This window comes from uncultured Subdoligranulum sp., from assembly GCF_937890665.1.
Map to the genome: position 1 here is coordinate 1 of NZ_CALADU010000090.1, position 3,054 is coordinate 3,054.

Annotated in this window: 5 protein-coding genes and 1 pseudogene; 1 reads left to right on the forward strand and 5 read right to left on the reverse strand. The window is 56.4% G+C overall.

All coding sequences use genetic code 11. The annotated features are described in order from the left end of the window. Positions 1 to 289: type II toxin-antitoxin system death-on-curing family toxin (locus Q0526_RS05200; RefSeq protein WP_298731397.1), on the forward strand; the 289-nt coding region annotated here is incomplete at its 5' end. A 99-nt stretch (positions 290 to 388) separates the two neighbouring features. Here Q0526_RS05200 and Q0526_RS05205 read toward each other — a convergent pair. The 5 genes and pseudogenes from Q0526_RS05205 to Q0526_RS05225 form a co-directional block, all read right to left on the reverse strand. Next, positions 389 to 733 carry a type II toxin-antitoxin system RelE/ParE family toxin gene (locus Q0526_RS05205; RefSeq protein WP_298731398.1) on the reverse strand — a complete coding sequence of 115 codons (345 nt, stop codon included), beginning with the start codon at positions 731 to 733 and terminating at the stop codon, positions 389 to 391. Between the two features lie 3 nt (positions 734 to 736). After that, a complete protein-coding gene (locus Q0526_RS05210) occupies positions 737 to 982 on the reverse strand; it encodes a type II toxin-antitoxin system prevent-host-death family antitoxin (protein ID WP_298731399.1) in 246 nt (81 codons plus the stop codon). A gap of 519 nt (positions 983 to 1,501) precedes the next feature. Further along, positions 1,502 to 2,311 (reverse strand): hypothetical protein, encoded by an 810-nt coding sequence (locus Q0526_RS05215; protein ID WP_298731400.1) that lies wholly within the window; start codon positions 2,309 to 2,311, stop codon positions 1,502 to 1,504. Positions 2,312 to 2,377: 66 nt separating this feature from the next. After that, a complete protein-coding gene (locus Q0526_RS05220) occupies positions 2,378 to 2,749 on the reverse strand; it encodes a glutamyl-tRNA amidotransferase (protein WP_366522031.1) in 372 nt (123 codons plus the stop codon). Beyond that, positions 2,691 to 3,054 (reverse strand): annotated as a pseudogene (locus Q0526_RS05225) (hypothetical protein); the annotation flags it as partial. The gene Q0526_RS05220 and the pseudogene Q0526_RS05225, both read right to left, overlap by 59 nt.

A 3,054-nucleotide genomic window follows, 5' to 3' on the forward strand; every position in this document is an offset into this window, starting at 1 on the left:
ACTGCTGGACTCGGCGTTGGCTGCCCCGTTTCAGACGTTCGACGGGCAAAGCCTCTACCCTTCTGTGCAGGCCAAGGCGGCACAGCTTGGGTTCGGGCTAGTTTGCAACCATCCCTTTGTGGATGGCAACAAGCGGATCGGCACCCATGTCATGCTGGTCTTTCTTGCGCTGAATGGCATTGAACTTTCCTACACACAGCAGGAACTCATCGACATTATCTTTGCAGTCGCGGCAAGCCAGGCGAGCGCCGCCGAACTTTTGCAGTGGATCATCCAACACCAGAAATGAAACCTGGAGCTTGCTTTGGCAGGCTCCAGGTTTTTATTATAGTCTCACAATTGGGTCTTTCAATAGAAAAGGGCAACCGTTTACGGCTGCCCCAGTAGTTTATTCTGTATCTTCTTCTGGTTCCTCTGGCCGGAACGAGCTTCCCAGCAAGATGCGGATCGTATCTCGGCGACCATATAGCACCCGCACCACCTGCACAGTGGTGTGTGTACCAATATAGAACGCCACATAGTTGCCGCTGGTCACATAGCGATACCCTGTGTCTGCTCCATTATACTGCAGGGGCGCCCCGGATAAAGGAAATTGTTCCAGTTGGCGGATCGCTTTCAGCATACGCTCAACCGTGCGGCGTGCGGCCACAGGATTGGCCAGCTCTGTTTCAATATACTGGCGGATATTCAGCAAGTCCTGCTGTGCCAACGGGGAGATTTGTACCTTTGCCATACTTCACCCCAACAGCATTTTTTCCACATCGTCCAGTGCGAGCCAGCCTTCTTCCTGCCCGGAGCGCACGCCGCGGGCCAGTTCGGTCAGCAGTTTGACCATTGCCTGACTTTTCTCGTACTCCTGAATATCCACCACCGCATAGCGACCGCGGCCATTTTTGGTCAGGAATACCGGCTCCCCGGCAGTGACATCCCGCAGGACCTCATTGTAATTGCGCAGATCGGAGATTGGCTTGATATTCGGCATGGAAAACACCGTCCTTTCTGCTTTAAGTATAGCGGATTATTGCGTAAAATTCAACGATGAATTTCACAGCAGTCGGTTCACATTTTCACCCTCCTATATCGTTGCGGCGTCCTTATGATCACTGCCTGCCAATCTTATCTGCTTATTCGCCATTCGTTGGTGCTATGCAGAAACCATCGATAAAACGCTCAGACAATTCGGCACACAGCGTATGCCGAATTGAACCTGGTTGCCGTATATTCTCCGAATGATGCGTGGTAGCCATCCGTGCCATCCGGTTCAACTGCTGACGAATTGTCAGAGGTTGGTTCCGCACCGGAGAAGTTTCTTGCCTCTGGACGCAACTTGCCATTCCGCACAATATACTCACATTATAATCGATGAGATGAGGATTGCAGACCAAACCGGATACTTGGCCGAATATTTTTCGGATGATTGGCCGACTTTCAACCGGATGATTGGCTAATTTTGCCCCGGATGATTGGCGCTCGCTTGTTCTGATGCCGTGCGGCGGCCGCCTTACAGCCCCATAATCTCCTTCACGATTCGGTCGCATCCCTTCACGGCCCCCACCAGCACCAGCAAATTGAACGCCAGCGAGCCCACATACGACCACACCGCCGTGATGGCGCTGGCGTTGGGGTCAACGGTGGGTGCGTCGGTGGCAAGGGCAGAGAAGATGATGCAGGCCAGCGCTATGACCACGCCCTGTAAGCACACACCCGCATAGCTGCGCAAAAAGTTTTTGCCCACGCTGCTGGTGGGTTCGCCGGCAAAAGCCGACAGCGGGATCGGTGCGATGGCGGCGTACATCCAAAGGGAAAACATCCGGCCATAGACGGTCAGCACCATGACAAAGGACAGCACCGTGATGAGCAGACTGCCTATAAGAGTTACAGCCCACAGTGGGATGCTCTCCCAAAATCCACAGGCGTTGATCGTGTCGATGAGTTCCTGCGGCAGCGTGGTGCTGCCGACGCCGCTTGCCCCCGATGTGCCGATGACCTGGGCGACCATGCCCTGCACGATGTCAAACACTGCCAGCATGAGGTCGAGGCCGTAGTCCACGGCGGCTTTGGCCAGGGCGAACCGCACGAACAACTTGAGCGCCTGCTCCGGGCGACGCACCTCGGCAAAGCTGCCGCAGGTCTTGACGACACCCGCCGCAAAGAATAAAACGAGCAGCCCGTATCCAATGGCTTGTAAAGCGCCATAGATGCCGGTCATGACGTTCCAGACCGCGCCGCCGTTGTAGCTGACCGGGCTGACGGTCAGCAGCTGCCAGATCTCGGCCAGCTTATCGTTCCAGGTGTTCAAGGCATTCGTCAAGTTATCGACGATCCAGCTATTGTCCGTATCGCATCACCTCCTTCTGCGGACAGATTGCCGCAAACCTCACACGCCGGTCCCGATGATCAGGTCGAGAATCTCCTTCGCAAAAGTGATAATCAGACCACCGGCCAGCGTCAGGAAACCTTGGCTGCGCTGGCTGGGGTCGTGGCTTTGCAGCGACAGCCCCACCTGCACGATGCCCCATCCAAGCAGGATCAGACCGACGGCCCGGATGATGCTGAAAATGAAGGTGTTCAGGTTGTCGATGACAGCCAGTGGGTCACCGGCCGCCAGCACGGGCGTCGCCAGGCAGCAGGCCAGAGCGGCAACGGCGTACAACGCAAATCCGCGGCGAAGATGGTGGGTGACGGGCTGGCTATTCAGCCGGTCTTGGGTTTTGTAATTGCGTTTGTGATTCAAGGGATTCATGGGCATTCCTCCTTTGTGCTCTGTTGTGTATCGTTCGGAATGGCGGTTGCGGGCGCTTGGGCTGCGGCAAAAAATCATCTATATCCAACAGCTCCCAATCAGCAGCCTCGCCGGGCAGATCATCGGTTGCCAGCTCGGCAGCGGTGTAGTCGAAGGGAGCCGCGCCGCCGTCCTCGGTGAAGCGGATACAGGGGTGGCGCAGCAGGTCATACTTGTCGTCGATGACCGGCCGCTCCCCGCGCACGAACAGCACGGCTTTGCCGTCCGGCAGCAAGCGCACTTCATCCGGTGTGAGCAGGTCGCGGGCGACC

Bases quoted from the DNA above. Each gene is read 5' to 3' on its own strand.
- Q0526_RS05210 (WP_298731399.1), bottom strand. From the start codon at position 982: ATGCCGAATATCAAGCCAATCTCCGATCTGCGCAATTACAATGAGGTC.
- Q0526_RS05205 (WP_298731398.1), bottom strand. From the start codon at position 733: ATGGCAAAGGTACAAATCTCCCCGTTGGCACAGCAGGACTTGCTGAAT.
- Q0526_RS05220 (WP_366522031.1), bottom strand. From the start codon at position 2,749: ATGCCCATGAATCCCTTGAATCACAAACGCAATTACAAAACCCAAGAC.